A 15606-nucleotide genomic window follows, 5' to 3' on the forward strand; every position below is an offset into this window, starting at 1 on the left:
TCGACCATCGCCCGGGTCGATCGCGGCGAACTTCCTCAACCGGCGGGAACGTGGAATCATGTCAAAAAGTGACATGATCGACACAAATTAGAGGAAGTTGTCCGACCGATGCCCACCAAACACGACACCCCGGAAGCCGATTCCGGCGACGGAAGCCCAGCCTCGCGCGCCGCTTGCGCGCCCGGCACCGCTCGCGCGACACTCGACGCCCCGCTGGGGCCGTGGGCCGGTTATCGGTTCGCGGCCCGCCCGGTTTTCGCCACGACGTCGGCCCACCAGCACATCGAAGTCGTGGACTTGCCGGCTTTCGGCGAGCGGGGATCGCCATATCAGGCATGCCGGGCATATCGGCTTGACGGCCGCTTCATGGCGTCGCTCGCCGACGCACACATTTGCCACGAGTGCATGGTGCACCCGTTGATTCTGGCCCACGGCACGGCGCGGCGCGTGCTGATCCTCGGCGGCGGCGATGGCGGCTCGGCGCGCGAAGCACTGCGCCATGGCAGCGTGAAGGAAGTCGTGATCGCCGAACTCGACGCGCAGGTTCCCGCCACCGTCCTGCGATACCTGCCCTCGCTGCCCGACGGCGCATTCGACGACCCGCGCACGACGCTTGTCATCGGCGATGCCCGCGACCTCGTCGAAGCCGCCGTGGCGAGGGGCGAACGGTTCGACGCCGTCATCTTCGATCTGACGGAGGCCGACGGCGACGCGGCGTCGTTGCACGGCGCGCCGTTCTTCGCCAAGGTCCACCAATTGCTCACGCCGCGCGGCGGCATCGCGCTGCAACTCGGTGCGCCGTGGTTCGAGGGAACGCGGGTGCGCCACATGCTCGATGCGCTGCGCTCGGTGTTCAAGCACGTTATGCCGATGACGGCTTACGTCCCCCTGTACGGCACCCAATGGGCGCTCGCCATTGCCAGCGATGCGCTCGACGCACGCGATCTCGCGGCACTTGCCTCCGCGCCATTGCCCGCGGCGCTGCGTGGCATGCGGCATTACGCGCCCTTGCGTCATGCGGCGCTTTTCGACATCCCGCCGGAATTACGCGACATCCTCGGCGAAAACGCGCCTACCCCATAGTATCTGGCGCCGGCACCGGCGCCCGTCCGGCATCGTCTCCATGGGCTCGCGTTCTGGATGAAGCGCTCGCGCGTTCCTTGTATATTGGGAACTTGTCACGACGCGCCGGCGTACCCCCTCGATGCACTTCGCCGGCGAACCCAACGGAGCACCATCATGTCCGATCCCCGTCCCTCCCATGTGCCATGGCTGACGCCCTACCTGACCGTGCGCGACGCCAAAGCTTCGGCGGCGTTCTATGAACAGGCGTTCGGCTTTACCGTTCACGACATGGTGGACGACGATGGCGCCGTCATGCACGTCGAAATGTTTTACCAGGGACAATTGATTCTGATGTTCGCCCCCGAGGGTGCCTTCGCGACGACGGCGCGCACGCCGCGCACGTCCGGGGTCGAAGCGCCGCAGAGCTTTTACGTCTATACGGAAGATGTCGACGCGCTGTACGCGCGGGCGACGGCGGCGGGTGCCAAGGGCCTGATGCCGCCCAGCGACCAGTTCTGGGGCGATCGCTTTTGCCAGTTGGAAGACCCCGACGGCTACCGCTGGGGCTTTGCCCGGCCTGTCACTCCGCGCAGTTAGGCGCCTGCGGACGTGAGCTGCGCGTGCGTTGGGGTATGCTTCGTCCCGAACGCCCGAACGTCATATCCGGCAACCCTTCTTCCCCTCGCCCGAATGCCTCGCTTTTTCATCGATGCGCCGCTGCATGCCGGCGCCCTGCTCGACCTTCCCCAAACCGTCGTCCGTCACGTTCAGGTGCTGCGCCTCAAAGCCGGAGATTCACTTACATTGTTCAACGGCATGGGCGGGGAATATCCGGCAGTGCTCACGACCTTGGAAAAGCGCCACGCCACGGCCCAGCTCGGCGAACACAATCCGCGCGAAGCCGAACCGCCGTATCGCATTACGCTGGCGCAAGGCATCGCCGGCGGCGACAAGATGGACTGGCTGATCGAGAAAGCCATCGAGCTCGGCGTGACGCAAATCCAGCCGCTGGCTACCGAACGCTCCGTCATCCGGCTCGACGGTGAACGCGCCGCGAAACGTGTCGCCCATTGGCAGGCGCTCGTGCAGGCCGCCTGCGAGCAGTGCGGACGAAACCGGGTGCCGCGCGTAATGCCCATCCAGCCGATCACACGTTGGTTGAACGATCGGGATGCAGGGCAGGATGAGGCCGGGAATGCGGATGGGGATGTCATAAAGAGTGGCGTATGGCGTGTGCTATTGTCACCTCGAGCGGACAGCGGGTTCGATTCACTGCCGCAGGAAGCGCCGTCTCATGCCGGCGTGCTGCTCTTCGGCCCGGAAGGCGGGCTGGCACCTCAGGAGGAAGCGCTCGCGCGGGACGCCGGATTCACGGCAATCCGTCTCGGCGAACGCATTCTTCGGACCGAAACGGCGGGCATTGCAGTTCTCGCTGCGTTGGCCGCTCGCTGGGGCGGTTGGTAAGCAACGATGATTCAGAAAATGGCATCACAAGCCTAAAGGAGTAATCGTCATGGGTATCCTCGACAACATTCTCGGCGGTGGGTCCGGAAATCAAACCGGTGGCGGCTTCAACACAAAGACATTGCTGTTGATGGGCTTGCTCGCGATGATTGCGAGCCGCTCGGGCAACGCACAGGGGCAGGACGGCGAAGGCGGTGGCTTGCTCGGATCGCTCGGCGGCGCGCTCGGCGGCATGCTGGGCGGCGGTGGGGTGGCGGGGAGTGCCGGCGGTGCCGGTGCGCTGGGTGGCCTTGGCGGACTGTTGGGCGGTTTGCTGGGCGGCGCGCAATCGTCAGCGGCCGGCGCGGGCGCCCCGGCGACATCTCCCGGCGATCTGATCGGTTCGCTGGGCGGCCTCGGCGGCCTGACGCAAATCCTCAGCCAAGGCGGGCTTGGCGACGCCGTCAACTCGTGGGTCGGCACCGGCGCGAACCAGCCTGTCACGCCCGATCAGGTCGCCCAGGCGCTCGGCCCGGGCGGTCAATTACAGCAACTGGCCGGCACAGCAGGCATCTCGGAGAGCGAAGCCGCTCAGGAGTTGTCGGCACTGCTGCCGCAGGTCGTCAACCACCTCACGCCGAACGGCGCGGTGTCGCCGGATCAACTTGATCTGGCATCGCTCGCGCAACAGTTCCTCGGCGGCGGACGCGCTGGCTGACCGGCGGCTGATCGCGCGCCCCTTCATCGCAATCGTCGTTATGAAAAAAGGTCCGCTATGCGGACCTTTTTCTTGAGAACGGCCGGGCGAAACCGCAGCCGCGCGTAGCGAAGGGCGACGTTAGAACCGTTGCGAGCCACGTTGGCGCCCATTGCGGCGCGTTCGTCACCCGCATAGAGCCGTCGCAGCGGATACTTGATCGCTCAAAACCCGCCCTCGCCGACGAACTTTGATATGCAAATCAGGCGAACGAGTAGAAAACGCGGAAGCTCACGCGCCGTTCGCTCCAGAACTCGGCGGCATCACGGAAGACTTCAAGCAGCGTTTCCCGCCCGTCCTTGTCGAACTTCGTGGCGATTGGAAGCCCCTCGAGCACGACAACGAACCCGGGTTGCGGACCGCAGTGGCTCACGAGATCGGTCAGACAATCGTGCAGGGCGTCGTAGTTTTTCCCGAAATGCTTCGGGAACAGGAACGATGTGGCGATCGTTTCCAGCACTTCGGCCTTGCTCTGCGCTTGCGAACAATTGGCGTACAGGAAGTGTTGCCCGAGTCGCTCGGCCTCCGCCGCCAGTTCCGGAACCCGGAATGCACGGATCGACTGCACGATATTGGGCCTGACGGCCTGGAAAAGACTCATATCTCCCTCTTCCGATAGGCTACGGCGATGGCCGGCCCGCGCGACAGCATGCAGGCCCAGCACCTGCTTGAACAAGTTGCCCTCGCCCGCACCGAATGGATCTGCCATAAGATCTTTCCCGCGTTCTTGTGCGAAAACCGGCTCACTCATACTGCTGTCATTCCCTTATGCGTTTAAAGCTGTTGTAGTGGTCTTGGGTGTAGTAACACGGATCGATAGCTCGTTGGTTTCCCCCGCAGACGATGCGCTTGGCGCCTCTATTGCGGGCACCGGGAGTCGGCACCGTATATTCATGGTAATAGCCGCGCGGCATTTTGGGCAGACGCTTCTCGTAGTTTCCGAACGTAATGCCGTCCTTGGCATAGGGAAACGGCCCGCCCTGGGCAATCAGCGACAGCGTGCGCTGCGCTTCGCGAGGCAACTCGGCAACGGATACCGTCGCCATTTGATCCGTGACGTATGGCGCGGTTTCACGCGCTAACGCATTGGCCCCCAGAAAGACGCTGCTCGCCGCAGTCAGTGCCACGATGCTCCGGTGAAGCCAACGTGCCATTGTCATAGCTAGCTATCGCCCGGCGGGATTTTGCGCTGCGGGCCTGTGTTCTGGTGGGTGGAGCCGTAAGGTTATCGCTATTGGTCACGAGAATCAATGTCGGCTTACATTTTGCAACTAAACCGCTCAACAAATTCATGAAAAAACAAGCTTTTTCATGATAGTGAGCACACACACGAATATATACGATACACACAACGCGTCGCCGGAATAACAAACGCCGCCCCGGTTGAGTGCGGCGTTTTGTTCGTTTTATCGGCTAACGTACGCGAATTGGCAGCCAATCGCCTTTCGCGCCGCCGACTCAGCGTGCCTGTTGCTGCGCCGCCGCATCGGCCACTACCAGCGCGGCCATGTTGATGATACGGCGCACCGTGGCGGATTCGGTCAGGATGTGCACGGGCTTGGCAGCGCCCAGCAGGATCGGTCCGATCGCCACGTTGTTGCCCGCAGCCGTCTTGAGGAGGTTATAGGCGATGTTCGCAGCATCGATGTTCGGCATGACCAGGAGATTGGCCGCACCGGTCAGCGTCGAGTCCGGCATGATGCGCGCGCGCAATTCCGGATCGAGCGCACAATCGCCGTGCATTTCGCCATCCACTTCGAGTTCTGGCGCGCGTTCTTGCAGAATGGCCAGCGTTTCACGCATCTTGCGTGCACAATTCGCATCGCTCGTACCGAAGTTCGAGTGCGACAGCAGGGCCACCTTCGGCTGAATACCGAAGCGACGTATTTCTTCAGCGGCCATCAGCGTGATTTCAGCGAGTTGTTCGGCCGTCGGATCCTGATTGATATGGGTGTCGACCAGGAAAATCTGTCGATTCGGCAAAATCAGCGCGTTCATTGCGCCGTAGACGTTTCCGCCTTCGCGCTTGCCGATCACACGGTCGATGAAGTGCAGGTGACGGCCGGGCGTCGACACCGTACCGCAGATCATGCCGTCCGCTTCGCCCTTGTTCACGAGCATGGCAGCAATGAGCGTCGTGCGGCGACGCATTTCTACGCGCGCATACGAAGCCGTCACCCCCTTGCGGTTCGTCAGCCGATGGTACGTCTCCCAGTAATCGCGATAGCGCTCGTCGTGCTCCGGGTTGACGACAGTGAAGTCCACGCCCGGCGTCAGGCGCAGGCCGTACTGCTGGATCCGATGTTCGATCACCGCCGGACGGCCCACGAGAATCGGCGTGGCCACACGCTCATCCACCAGCACCTGCACCGCACGCAGCACGCGCTCTTCTTCACCTTCGGCAAACGCAATGCGCTTCTTGCCGGCCGGCACGCTGCGCGCGACCGAGAACAGCGGCTTCATCAGTCCGCCGCTGTGATAGACGAATTGCTGGAGCGACTGCGAATAGGCGTCGAGATCGGCGAGCGGACGCGTTGCCACGCCAGCCGCCATCGCCGCTTCTGCCACGGCCGTTGCCACCTTGACGAGCAGACGCGGATCGAAAGGCTTCGGAATCAGATACTCCGGGCCGAACGACAGATTCTTGATGCCGTAGGCCGATGCCACGATATCGCTCTGTTCCTGACGCGCGAGTTCGGCGAGCGCGTTTACGGCGGCGATTTCCATCGAACGTGTAATCGTCGTGGCGCCCACGTCAATCGCGCCGCGGAAAATGAACGGGAAGCACAGCACGTTGTTGACCTGGTTCGGATAGTCCGTGCGGCCCGTCGCCATCACGCAGTCCGGACGCACTTCCTTCGCCAGTTCCGGCGTGATTTCCGGGTTCGGATTGGCCAGCGCGAAGATGAGCGGCTTGTCCGCCATCGTCTTGACCATCTCCGGCTTGAGCACGCCGGCAGCCGACAGCCCGAGGAACACGTCGGCGCCGCCGATCACATCGGCCAGTCCGCGCGCATCCGTCTTTTGCGAGAAGCGAATCTTCTCCGGATCCATCAGTTCGGTACGGCCTTCGTACACTACGCCCGCGAGGTCTGTCACCCAGATATTCTCGACGGGCAACCCCATGTCGACGAGCAGATCGAGACACGCGAGGGCCGCTGCCCCCGCACCGGACGTGACCACCTTCACCGAGGCCAGATCCTTGCCCACCACCTTCAAGCCATTGATAAGCGCCGCCGCTACCACGATGGCCGTGCCGTGTTGATCGTCGTGAAAGACCGGAATCTTCATGCGTTCGCGCAATTTGCGCTCCACGATGAAGCACTCCGGCGCCTTGATGTCTTCAAGGTTGATCGCCCCGAACGTCGGTTCGAGCGCGGCAATGATGTCGACCAGTTTCTCTGGGTCCTTCTCCGCGATTTCGATATCGAACACGTCGATATTGGCGAACTTCTTGAACAGCACCCCCTTGCCTTCCATCACCGGCTTCGAGGCCAGCGGACCAATGTCGCCCAGGCCCAGCACGGCGGTGCCGTTGGTAATCACACCCACCAGATTGCCCCGGGCCGTATAGCGCGACGCGTTGAGCGGATCGACGACGATTTCCTCGCACGCGGCGGCAACGCCCGGCGAATACGCCAGCGCCAGATCGCGCTGGTTCAGCAACTGCTTGGTCGGCGCGATGGCGATTTTGCCGGGGCTGGGAAATTCGTGATACTCGAGCGCAGCTTCGCGCAGTTTCGGATCGATCGGCGTGGGCATGAGGGGAAGCTCTTGGCGAACAGAAGAGGTCAAATTTTCAGTGCGAATTGTAGCCCTATTTATTCACGCCATTTATGCAAAAAACGGATAAGGGCTGCACCCGCACTGAAGCAATTCCACGCCGATAGTGGCGAAAAATCTGCATGAGTTCAACGCTGCATTGCACCATCGCCCGCATTTTCAGACAACGGATCATTGGCGATTGAGGTGTTGTCCGAGACCGGTATCGGACCTCGCCTGAAAACGGGACGCCGCCCCATTGTCCGCTTGGGAAAGCCGGGGCGGCCTCTTAGAATAGGGGCGTGCACGGTGTCAGCCGGGGCTCTCTGGCCGGCTTCCATTTGCACAACAGCGTTAGCACCTTTCGCCCATTACCTGTTCTGTTCATGACCACGACATCCCCGACCGGCTCATCTCCACTGTCCGAGTTTTCGCTGATCGACCGCTTCTTTGCGCGAGCGACGCGGCAGGGTGAGCACGTCACGCTGGGCATCGGCGACGACTGTGCCCTGCTGCGCCCGCCGGCGGGAGAGCAACTCGCGATTTCGAGCGACATGCTGGTGGAAGGCCGGCATTTCTTTGCGGACGTCGATCCGCGCACGCTGGGTCACAAGACGCTCGCCGTGAATCTCTCGGATCTCGCCGCCATGGGCGCACGCCCGCTGGGCTTCACGCTGGCGTTGGCGCTCCCCGATAGTGACCCGGCATGGCTCGGCCCGTTTGCGCAGGGGCTCGCCGAACTGGCAGACCGCTACGAATGCCCCCTGATCGGCGGCGACACCACGCGGGGTCCACGCAATCTGTGCGTAACGGTCTTCGGCAGCGTGCCGGGCGTGCAAGCGCTGCGGCGCGACGCGGCGCAACCCGGTGACGACCTGTGGATCTCCGGCACGCTGGGCGACGCCCGCCTCGCACTCGGCGCGTTGCGCGGCGAATGGACGTTGGTCGACAGCGAGCTGGCGCTTGCGCGCCGCGCAATGGACGTGCCGGAACCGCAGATTGCACTCGGGCTGGCATTACGGGGCGTGGCCCGCGCCGCGCTCGATATATCGGACGGCTTGCTCGGCGATCTTGGCCATATCCTGGCGCGTTCGGGCATGAGTGCGCACATCGACGTCGATGCCTTGCCACGCTCGGCGCTGCTCGCAGCACAGTCGCCTGACATCCAGCGACTTTGCACGCTCGCCGGCGGCGACGATTATCAGCTTTGCTTCAGCGCGGATGCCGCGCAGCGCGGGCGAATCGAAGCGATCGGCAATCAACTCGGCATACGGGTCACGCGTATCGGTACAATAGCGCTTCCCGACGCGCGCCGAACGATGCTGCATCTCCATGACAATACGGGCGCGAGCGTCGCTGCCGACTTCAAAAGTTTCGACCATTTCCAATGAGCACTGATCAAACGGCCGCCGTTAATCCGGGCAGCGGCCCGCGCCGGCCGAACTCGCGGTTCCTGCTGTCGCACCCTGCGCACCTGTTTTCGCTCGGCTTCGGCACGGGCCTCTCGTCATTCGCGCCGGGCACGGTGGGAACACTGTTCGGCTGGGCATCGTATCTGGTGCTCAATCTGTATCTGACCGTCACGGACTGGGCGATGCTGATCGCGGCATCGATCATCGGCGGCATCTGGATTTGCGGCTTCACGGCGCGCAAGCTCGGTATTCAGGACCCCAGCGCTGTCGTATGGGATGAGATCGTCGCGTTCTGGATCGTGTTGTTGCTGATTACGCCTGCGAGCTTCGCCGGCCAACTTGTCGCTTTCGTCCTGTTCCGCTTCTTCGACGCAGTGAAGCCACCGCCGATCCGCTATTTCGACCGGACAGTCAAAGGCGGGCTGGGGATCATGCTGGACGATCTGGTGGCGGCATTCTGTACGTTGCTCGTTATTGCGCTCTGGCGCTCGGTCTGAGCACCGGCTCGCACGGCACTGTCGTTGCTCCTGCCCTGGCGGCACGGCGAATGTCACGTGAGGCGCGCGGAGAACGAGCGCTGCCAAAGCGTCATCCGCTTCGTGGTCGTAGTCGGGGTCGTTGCTGCTTCCGTAGCGGCTTTCGTAGCTGTATTCGTTGCTTTAGACTTCTTGAAGGCGTCGTCCCGTGGTCTCCGAACAAAATCTTTTGGCCCAGTTGTCGGTAAAGGTCGGCAACCGTCTGCGCGACGAGCGTTTGTTGCTCGCGACAGCCGAGTCGTGCACCGGTGGACTCGTTGCCGCAGCGATTACTGACATTTCCGGCAGCAGTAACTGGTTCGAGCGAGGTTTCGTCACATACTCGAATCAGGCCAAGTCGGAGATGATCGGCGTGCCCCCCGAACTGATCGAAAAGCACGGCGCCGTGAGCGAGCCCGTGGCACGCGCGATGGCCGAAGGCGCGTTGCTCAATAGCCGCGCGCAGGTCTCGCTGTCGATCACCGGCGTGGCGGGGCCAAGCGGTGGCACCGCCGACAAGCCCGTTGGCATGGTTTGCTTCGGTTGGAGCAATCGTGTGACGACCGTCGTCGAGACGAAGCACTTCAAGGGCGACCGCACACAGGTCCGCAGTCAAGCGGCGCAATACGCGCTGCGCGGCATCATCGAATTGCTCGACAAGCAAGCGTGACGTCGCGCTGACGCGTCACCACTCGATCAGCGATAGGCGTTGATGCTGTCGCGCGTCTTCTGCGCAGCCTGCGCCGCGGCTTGCGCGAAGTTTTCGTCCCGGCCCGCATAGATGATGGCGCGCGATGAGTTGATCATCATGCCGGTGCCGTTGGCCGTGCGACCGGCGGTGACCGTCGCCTCGACGTCCCCCCCTTGCGCACCAACGCCCGGGATCAGCAATGGCATGTCGCCGACGATGCCGCGCACCGCGGCGATTTCCGCGGGGAACGTGGCACCGACGACCAGACCGATCTGACCGCTCGTATTCCAGGGCCCGGCCGCCAGTCGAGCCACCGTCTGATAGAGCGGCTTGCCGTCCACGTCCAGGAATTGCAGGTCGCTACCGCCCGGATTCGACGTTCGGCACAGGACGATTACCCCTTTTTCGGCGTAGGCGAGATACGGCTCCAGCGAGTCGAAACCCATGTACGGATTCACCGTCACCGCGTCGGCGCGATAGCGTTCGAACGCTTCACGGGCGTATTGCTCCGCAGTGCTGCCGATGTCGCCGCGCTTGGCGTCGAGAATCACCGGCAGGCCCGGGTGATTGGCGTGGATGTGGGCGATCAGCTGTTCGAGCTGATCTTCGGCGCGATGCGCTGCGAAATAGGCGATCTGCGGTTTGAAGGCGCTGGCGTACGGCGCCGTGGCGTCCACGATCTGACGGCAGAATTCGAAAATCGCGTCCGGCTTGCCTTGCAGATGCGCGGGAATGCGCGACGGCTCCGGGTCGAGGCCCACGCACAGCAGCGAGTTGTTGCGCGTCCAGGCGGCGTTGAGAACTTGGGTGAATGTCATAACGGTGTTCCAGCGGGGTTCCGACGGTGGCAAGCCGACGGCGAATGATTCGAATTCGAGCCGAATCCAATCCGGCAAGGCCGCCATTTTACCCGCTCGGCGGCCCGGGCTCGCCATCGCCTCTGCTGTCCGTTCGTCATCGCCGCGGCAACGGCTTCATGGCGCTGCGCGTGCCACCCTCAGTCGAGCCAGCCGCGATGACGGAAATACAGGAACGGTGCGATGGCCGAGAGAATCATCAAACCGATCGCGAACGGATACCCGGCTTCCCAGGCCAGTTCCGGCATCATCTGGAAGTTCATGCCGTAAATGCTGGCGATGAGCGTCGGCGGCAGAAATGCCACGGCGGCCACCGAAAAGATCTTGATGATCTTGTTCTGATTGATGTTGATGAAGCCGATGGTGGCGTCCATCAGAAAGTTGATCTTGTCGAACAGATACGCCGTGTGATTATCGAGCGACTCGATATCGCGCATGATCTGCTTGCCTTCCTGGTACTGCTCGTCCTTGAGCATCCGGGCGCGCATCAGGAACGATACTGCACGTCGCGTATCCATGACGTTCCGGCGAATGCGCCCGTTCAAGTCCTCCTGCGCGGCAATGCTTTCGAGCGCCTTGGCGGCGTCGGCATCGGTGAGGTTCTTGCCGAGCACGCGCTTGCTCACCTCTTCGAGCGCGGCGTACACGCCTTCGAGCGAATCGGCCGAGTACTCGGCATCGGTTGAATAGAGGTCGAGAAGCACGTCCATCGCGTCACGCACCGAGCCCGGGCGGATCCGCGCGCGCATGCGAACCAGACGGAATACCGGCAAATCCTCGTCGTGAACGGAAATCAGCAGATCCTTGACCACAACGAACGCTACCGGCACGTTGCGCGACTGCTCTTCGTCGTCGAGCAAGAAGTCGGTGCGGATGTGCAGCACACCGTCGTCGTCTTCGTAATAGCGCGCCGAAGCTTCGATATCGGTCACTTCATCGCGTGACGGCAGCTTGACCTTGTAGGCCTCTTCGACCCAGCGACGCTCCTCTTCGGATTCGCTGTGCAGATCGACCCAGACCGGCGTAACACTGGCCAGATCACTGGGATGGTCACAAGTCACCTGTTGCAGGCGGCCATGATGGATGACGAAGGCGTTGATCAAACGAGGTTCTCCCTGCTACAAGGCGACGCCAAGTGTAGCAGCCGCGCTACAGTCACGCCAATGGCGGCACGCCGCGGGACGCAAAGCGCATGCCCGCCCGTGTCGGTCGTTGTCGGAATCGTTCGTAGGAATATTCCTAGATCCGACAAATTCGCGGGCGCCGGTGCGCAACGATGGCAGGCTGATCGAACCAATCTACGCACTTTGCGTCAACTTTGTTATCGCCTTCAGTGGCGACCGCTTTTCGGACCGCCATGTGTCGCGGTGTCATTCAATCGGGAGAAAAGACAAAATGACGGAAGTCACCCCTGCGCTCACATCGTTCGACGCCGTGACGGGTTTCCTTGCGGCCAACGCCATCCATTACGGTCTGTCGCTCTTGCAGGCCGTACTGATTCTGCTCGTCGGCTTCTGGATCGCGAAACGACTGTCCCGCTTCGTCCAGAACACACTTAACCGCTCGCAGCACTTCGATGCCACGCTCAAGCCGCTGATCCAGTCCGTCGTCTTGTGGTCGGTGCGCATCGTCACGATCATCGCGGTACTGGCGCAGTTCGGCGTGCAGACGGCGAGCATCGTCGCGGTGCTGGGCGCCGCCGGTCTGGCAATCGGCCTGGCGTTGCAAGGCACGTTGCAGAACATCGCGGCCGGCACGATGCTGCTCGTGCTGCGTCCGTTCCGTAACGGCGACTATGTGACGGCAGGCTCTGCGGTCGCCGGCACGGTCGAGGAAATCGGCTTGTTCACCACAACGCTCACGAATGCCGACGGCATTTACGTCTGCGTGCCGAACAATCAGATCTGGGGCCAGCCGATCACGAACTTCAGCCGCAACGCGACGCGCCGCATGGAAGTCACTGTCGGCATCGCGCTCGACGACGATCTGGACGCCGCGATGCAGGCCTTGCGCGAACACGTGAGCGCCGACAAACGTGTTCTCGACAAGCCCGCACCGGAAATCATGGTCAAGCAGGTGAGCGACAGCGCCGTGATCGTGAATGTGCGCGTGTGGGCACTGTTGGGCGACTACTGGGGGCTGTACTGGGACCTGCAACGTAACGTGAAGGAGACGGTCGAGCGCGTGGGTTGCTCGCTGCCCTACCCGACGCGTACCGTCGTGCAGGTACCGTCGCAGGCGATCCCCGATGCGGTCCAACCGCGTCACTGATCGCGGCGGCCGCGCCTCTTACTGCGGCAGTTCGGCCGCGCCCATGCGACGTGCAATGACCCCCGCGCGTTGTGAGAGGTATGGCGAGTTCCGATGGGTATCGAAGTAGCGCGGACGCGGCAACATGACCGCGAGCCGCGCCGCCTGCCAGGGCGAGAGCTTCGAGGCGGGAATGCCGTAGTAGTAGCGTGCTGCCGCTTCGGCACCGAACACCCCCTCGCCCCACTCCACCGAGTTCAGATAGATTTCGAAGATGCGCTGCTTGTCCATCCAGAATTCGAGCATCCACGTGATGGTGAATTCTTCGGCCTTGCGCAGGTAGCTCTTCTCGCTGGAGAGGAACAGATTCTTCGCGAGTTGCTGCGAAATGGTCGAGCCACCGGCAACGATCCGGCCTTTCTTCTGATTTTTCTCCCATGCGCCCAGCATGGCGTCGATTTCGTAACCGTCATGGTTGACGAAATTCGCGTCTTCGCTGGCGATGATCGCGCGCTTCAGATTGCGCGAGATCCGGTCGTAAGGCACCCATTCGTGCCTGAGCGTCGCTTTCGGATCCGTTTCACGCAAGCGCGTCTGCGCGGCGCGCATGAATGCCGTCGATTGCGGGTCGAAACGCACCCACCAGCCGATTTGCAGAAAGTAGTAGAGCTGCGTTGCGAGCACGCCGACGATGAGCAAGGTGAAGAAGTACCCTGCCCATTGCCACGCCCCCCATGCCCGCTTGCGCCCGATGCGGCCGGTGCGGGATGTCGATGATGTCCGTCGCTGCGCAGCCATCGCCGCCGCTCAGGCTTTGGCGTTGAGACGGGCGCGCAACGCCGCGCGTACGGCATCGGTCGACGGTCGCACGCCGCGCCACACGGCGAACGCTTCCGCCGCCTGCTCGACGAGCATGCCAAGGCCATCCGCGGCCCGGGCTGCCCCCGCCGACAGGGCATGCGTCATGAAAACCGTGGGCCGTGCACCGTACATCATGTCGTACGCCAGTGATCCTTCCGCAAAGGCACCCTCGGGAAGCGGCGGCACGTCGCCCTGAAGGCTGCCGGCCGTGGCATTGATGACGAGGTCGAAGCCCGCCGGAACCCTCTCCCAACCGCCGCCCGCAAGCCGCACTTCGTGACGCCCGGCCGCGTCGGCAAATCGTGCGACGAGTTCGTCAGCACGCGCGGCCGTGCGATTGGCGACGAAAAGCACGGCCGGTTTGGCTTCGATCAGCGGCAGCATCGCACCGCGCGACGCACCGCCCGCGCCGAGCAACAGCACGCGACGTCCCGCGAGCGACACGCCGAGCGGCCCTTCGATATCGCGTACCAGCCCCACACCATCGGTGTTGTCGCCGGTAATGCCCTGCGCATCGAACACCAGCGTGTTCACTGCGCCGGCCGCCTGCGCGCGCGCTGTCAGGCGATCTGCCAGCGCATGCGCTTCGAGCTTGAAGGGAACGGTGACATTGGCACCTCGCGCGCCGTGTTCGATGAACGTGCGCACCGTCGCCGCAAACGCATCGAGCGGCGCGAGCAGGCGCTCGTAGACAAGGTGCTGCCCTGTCTCCCGGGCAAACTCGGCGTGAATGAATGGCGACTGGCTATGTTCGACAGGGTGACCGATCACGGCGTAGCGATCGGCGGGTAATTCCCCGGCAGGCGTTTGGTTTGTCATCGTTTTCAAAGACGCGGCGCCCGGCTTTCCCCCGGGCGCCGCGATATCTTGCAGCAAATACGGCCTCGACCGCGATTCGGCGGGCGCCGATTACGAGAGCACCCACAGCAGAATGCTTCCGAACAACGCCCATTTCACCGCATAGTACACGTAGCGGTTCCACGCCTTGAGGCGTTTGCCGACGAGGCGGATCGCGTAAATATACTTGAACGCCTTGTTCAGCCCACCGGTACGATCGCTCGCGTCGTTCGGTGATGCGGCGGCGCCGACCAGATGGCGGCCGAACCATCGGTTCACACGCTGTGCCCAGCGGTATTTCATCGGACGCTCGACGTCGCAGAAGAGAATGATACGGTTCTGGCCGCTTTGATTCTCGGCGTAATGGATGTACGTCTCGTCGAACAGAACGCCCTCGCCGTCGCGCCAGCTGTATCGCTGTCCATCGACGTCGATGTAGCACCGGTCGTCGTTCGGCGTGACGAGTCCGAGGTGATAACGCAGCGACCCGGCATAGGGATCGCGATGACGCACCAGACGGCTGCCGTGCGGCAATTCCGCAAACATCGCGGCCTTGATCGCCGGAATCTGGCGAACGAGACGGGTCGTCACCGGGCATAGTTCGCTCGCGGACGGATGCGCCTCGTCATACCACTTCAGATAGAAGCGCTTCCAACCACTCTTGAAGAACGAATTGAAGCCGACGTCGTTGTACTTGTCGGAGGCTTTGATACGGCTGGCATCGAGCAGCGCCAGCGCTTCGGCGCGAATCGCTTCCCAGTTCTGGCGCAGCGGTTCGAGTTCGGGGAATTGATCGGTCTTGAGATACGGCGTGGTCGGCACCCGCGAGAACGCGTACATGAACACGTTCAGTGGTGACAGAAACGTCGAGTGGTCGGACAGCTGGCGGAAAAATTTGTGGCGAACCTTACCGCGGAAATGCACGTACACAGCACAAGCAGCAATGATCGCCAGAACAATCCATTTCATGGCGGGCTTTTCAGTTCGGGGAAAACCTCGCAATTATAGAAATATTTGGAAAGTTTCACCGGGCACGATCCCAACGTACCGCCGTGCCGGACGCGCCGAAGGCGGGCACCCCGCGTGCGAGCCGGTGCCCCCCGTGCGCCGGGTATACGCGCAGTGACTTGGGAGAGCGCACACCGACGCGCGCATT

General features: G+C 62.7%; 16 protein-coding genes. 8 read left to right on the top strand and 8 right to left on the bottom strand.

Annotated elements, in window-relative coordinates; all coding sequences use genetic code 11:
• Nucleotides 1-108 precede the first annotated feature (108 nt).
• The 4 genes from AB870_RS19750 (at nucleotide 109) to AB870_RS19765 (ending at nucleotide 3226) form a co-directional block, all read left to right on the top strand.
• The gene (locus tag AB870_RS19750; RefSeq protein WP_053059451.1) at nucleotides 109-1083 is read left to right on the top strand and encodes a spermine/spermidine synthase domain-containing protein; all 975 of its coding nucleotides are present in this window, start codon (nucleotides 109-111) and stop codon (nucleotides 1081-1083) included.
• A gap of 156 nt (nucleotides 1084-1239) precedes the next feature.
• Nucleotides 1240-1662 carry a VOC family protein gene (locus AB870_RS19755; RefSeq protein WP_047905993.1) on the top strand — a complete coding sequence of 141 codons (423 nt, stop codon included), beginning with the start codon at nucleotides 1240-1242 and terminating at the stop codon, nucleotides 1660-1662.
• A 93-nt stretch (nucleotides 1663-1755) separates the two neighbouring features.
• Nucleotides 1756-2529: a 16S rRNA (uracil(1498)-N(3))-methyltransferase gene (locus AB870_RS19760; protein ID WP_047905994.1), complete on the top strand. Its 774-nt coding sequence runs from the start codon at nucleotides 1756-1758 to the stop codon at nucleotides 2527-2529.
• A gap of 49 nt (nucleotides 2530-2578) precedes the next feature.
• Complete coding sequence (locus AB870_RS19765; protein ID WP_047905995.1) at nucleotides 2579-3226, top strand: YidB family protein; 648 nt, start codon at nucleotides 2579-2581, stop codon at nucleotides 3224-3226.
• Between the two features lie 241 nt (nucleotides 3227-3467).
• Here the strand turns inward: AB870_RS19765 and AB870_RS19770 are convergent, their stop codons facing one another.
• The 3 genes from AB870_RS19770 to AB870_RS19780 all read right to left on the bottom strand — a co-directional run bounded on the left by AB870_RS19770 (nucleotide 3468) and on the right by AB870_RS19780 (nucleotide 7027).
• Nucleotides 3468-4016: a barstar family protein gene (locus AB870_RS19770; RefSeq protein ID WP_047905996.1), complete on the bottom strand. Its 549-nt coding sequence runs from the start codon at nucleotides 4014-4016 to the stop codon at nucleotides 3468-3470.
• A gap of 7 nt (nucleotides 4017-4023) precedes the next feature.
• Entirely contained in the window at nucleotides 4024-4425 is a 402-nt protein-coding gene (locus AB870_RS19775) for a guanyl-specific ribonuclease (protein ID WP_418303971.1), read from the bottom strand.
• 298 nt (nucleotides 4426-4723) lie between these two features.
• Entirely contained in the window at nucleotides 4724-7027 is a 2304-nt protein-coding gene (locus AB870_RS19780; RefSeq protein WP_047905998.1) for an NADP-dependent malic enzyme, read from the bottom strand.
• 386 nt (nucleotides 7028-7413) lie between these two features.
• Between AB870_RS19780 and thiL the strand changes: the two genes are divergently transcribed.
• The 3 genes from thiL to AB870_RS19795 all read left to right on the top strand — a co-directional run bounded on the left by thiL (nucleotide 7414) and on the right by AB870_RS19795 (nucleotide 9624).
• Nucleotides 7414-8418, top strand: coding sequence for a thiamine-phosphate kinase (thiL, locus tag AB870_RS19785; protein ID WP_047905999.1), 1005 nt, complete (start codon nucleotides 7414-7416; stop codon nucleotides 8416-8418).
• The gene (locus tag AB870_RS19790; protein ID WP_047906000.1) at nucleotides 8415-8936 is read left to right on the top strand and encodes a phosphatidylglycerophosphatase A family protein; all 522 of its coding nucleotides are present in this window, start codon (nucleotides 8415-8417) and stop codon (nucleotides 8934-8936) included. Before thiL ends, AB870_RS19790 begins: the two co-directional genes overlap by 4 nt.
• A gap of 187 nt (nucleotides 8937-9123) precedes the next feature.
• Entirely contained in the window at nucleotides 9124-9624 is a 501-nt protein-coding gene (locus tag AB870_RS19795) for a CinA family protein (RefSeq protein ID WP_047906001.1), read from the top strand.
• A 26-nt stretch (nucleotides 9625-9650) separates the two neighbouring features.
• Here the strand turns inward: AB870_RS19795 and pyrF are convergent, their stop codons facing one another.
• The gene (gene pyrF, locus AB870_RS19800) at nucleotides 9651-10463 is read right to left on the bottom strand and encodes an orotidine-5'-phosphate decarboxylase (RefSeq protein ID WP_047908471.1); all 813 of its coding nucleotides are present in this window, start codon (nucleotides 10461-10463) and stop codon (nucleotides 9651-9653) included.
• A 179-nt stretch (nucleotides 10464-10642) separates the two neighbouring features.
• Entirely contained in the window at nucleotides 10643-11605 is a 963-nt protein-coding gene (corA, locus tag AB870_RS19805) for a magnesium/cobalt transporter CorA (RefSeq protein WP_047906002.1), read from the bottom strand.
• Between the two features lie 292 nt (nucleotides 11606-11897).
• On the opposite strand from corA, the gene AB870_RS19810 reads away from it, so the two are divergent.
• Nucleotides 11898-12773: a mechanosensitive ion channel family protein gene (locus AB870_RS19810; protein WP_047906003.1), complete on the top strand. Its 876-nt coding sequence runs from the start codon at nucleotides 11898-11900 to the stop codon at nucleotides 12771-12773.
• A gap of 18 nt (nucleotides 12774-12791) precedes the next feature.
• Here the strand turns inward: AB870_RS19810 and mtgA are convergent, their stop codons facing one another.
• The 3 genes from mtgA to lpxO all read right to left on the bottom strand — a co-directional run bounded on the left by mtgA (nucleotide 12792) and on the right by lpxO (nucleotide 15419).
• The gene (gene mtgA, locus AB870_RS19815; RefSeq protein WP_084663913.1) at nucleotides 12792-13550 is read right to left on the bottom strand and encodes a monofunctional biosynthetic peptidoglycan transglycosylase; all 759 of its coding nucleotides are present in this window, start codon (nucleotides 13548-13550) and stop codon (nucleotides 12792-12794) included.
• Between the two features lie 9 nt (nucleotides 13551-13559).
• On the bottom strand, nucleotides 13560-14432 hold the full coding sequence (gene aroE, locus AB870_RS19820; protein WP_047908472.1) for a shikimate dehydrogenase: 873 nt from the start codon (nucleotides 14430-14432) through the stop codon (nucleotides 13560-13562).
• Between the two features lie 90 nt (nucleotides 14433-14522).
• Nucleotides 14523-15419 carry a lipid A hydroxylase LpxO gene (gene lpxO / locus AB870_RS19825; RefSeq protein ID WP_047906005.1) on the bottom strand — a complete coding sequence of 299 codons (897 nt, stop codon included), beginning with the start codon at nucleotides 15417-15419 and terminating at the stop codon, nucleotides 14523-14525.
• Between the last annotated feature and the right edge of the window lie 187 nt (nucleotides 15420-15606).

Origin of the sequence: Pandoraea faecigallinarum (assembly GCF_001029105.3) — a bacterium.
Lineage (GTDB): Bacteria > Pseudomonadota > Gammaproteobacteria > Burkholderiales > Burkholderiaceae > Pandoraea > Pandoraea faecigallinarum.

Excerpts from the sequence above, each read along its gene's own strand:
- AB870_RS19750 (WP_053059451.1), top strand. The coding sequence starts at position 109 with ATGCCCACCAAACACGACACCCCGGAAGCCGATTCCGGCGACGGAAGC.
- AB870_RS19755 (WP_047905993.1), top strand. The coding sequence starts at position 1,240 with ATGTCCGATCCCCGTCCCTCCCATGTGCCATGGCTGACGCCCTACCTG.
- AB870_RS19760 (WP_047905994.1), top strand. The coding sequence starts at position 1,756 with ATGCCTCGCTTTTTCATCGATGCGCCGCTGCATGCCGGCGCCCTGCTC.
- AB870_RS19765 (WP_047905995.1), top strand. The coding sequence starts at position 2,579 with ATGGGTATCCTCGACAACATTCTCGGCGGTGGGTCCGGAAATCAAACC.
- AB870_RS19770 (WP_047905996.1), bottom strand. The coding sequence starts at position 4,016 with ATGAGTGAGCCGGTTTTCGCACAAGAACGCGGGAAAGATCTTATGGCA.
- AB870_RS19775 (WP_418303971.1), bottom strand. The coding sequence starts at position 4,425 with ATGACAATGGCACGTTGGCTTCACCGGAGCATCGTGGCACTGACTGCG.
- AB870_RS19780 (WP_047905998.1), bottom strand. The coding sequence starts at position 7,027 with ATGCCCACGCCGATCGATCCGAAACTGCGCGAAGCTGCGCTCGAGTAT.
- thiL (WP_047905999.1), top strand. The coding sequence starts at position 7,414 with ATGACCACGACATCCCCGACCGGCTCATCTCCACTGTCCGAGTTTTCG.
- AB870_RS19790 (WP_047906000.1), top strand. The coding sequence starts at position 8,415 with ATGAGCACTGATCAAACGGCCGCCGTTAATCCGGGCAGCGGCCCGCGC.
- pyrF (WP_047908471.1), bottom strand. The coding sequence starts at position 10,463 with ATGACATTCACCCAAGTTCTCAACGCCGCCTGGACGCGCAACAACTCG.
- AB870_RS19810 (WP_047906003.1), top strand. The coding sequence starts at position 11,898 with ATGACGGAAGTCACCCCTGCGCTCACATCGTTCGACGCCGTGACGGGT.
- mtgA (WP_084663913.1), bottom strand. The coding sequence starts at position 13,550 with ATGGCTGCGCAGCGACGGACATCATCGACATCCCGCACCGGCCGCATC.
- aroE (WP_047908472.1), bottom strand. The coding sequence starts at position 14,432 with ATGACAAACCAAACGCCTGCCGGGGAATTACCCGCCGATCGCTACGCC.
- lpxO (WP_047906005.1), bottom strand. The coding sequence starts at position 15,419 with ATGAAATGGATTGTTCTGGCGATCATTGCTGCTTGTGCTGTGTACGTG.